Source organism: Pseudomonas sp. P7548, assembly GCF_013386585.1.
GTDB lineage: Bacteria > Pseudomonadota > Gammaproteobacteria > Pseudomonadales > Pseudomonadaceae > Aquipseudomonas.
Genome location: NZ_JACARO010000254.1, coordinates 1 through 387, shown reverse-complemented (window position 1 = coordinate 387; position 387 = coordinate 1). Strand labels below are relative to the sequence as shown.

Genomic DNA, 387 nt, shown 5'->3' with positions numbered 1-387 from the left:
AAATGGTTCTGCGGGATCTGGCCCAGCGAGGCATCCGCCTGGGCGATCAGCGCAATGACCTTGGCCAGGGTGACGTTGGACACACCGGCGCCGCCGTATTCCTTGGGCACGCTGATGCCCCACAGGCCGGAGCGGGAGAACACGTCCAGTTCGGGCAGGGGCAGGCGGCGCTCACGGTCACGCTGGGCGCTGTCGCGACGGAAGTCTTCGGCCAGGTCGCTGGCGACAATAAGGGCTTGTTCGTCGCTGGTTATGACCGCGACGTGATGAGAAAGGGTCATGCGTATTTCTCCAGAGGTCTGGTCGGTCAAATCCAGGAATGGCGGGCCGGAAGGGTGCCATTGAGTCGAAAGGCGCCGATGGCGTGATACTTCCAGCGCACCGGGT

The 387-nt window shown here is 63.6% G+C and carries 1 protein-coding gene; it reads right to left on the bottom strand.

The genetic code is table 11. From position 1 onward, the window contains the following. The coding region (locus tag HX803_RS32560) for an acyl-CoA dehydrogenase family protein (protein WP_178926133.1) at positions 1 to 281 on the bottom strand (281 nt) is incomplete at its 3' end. Between the last annotated feature and the right edge of the window lie 106 nt (positions 282 to 387).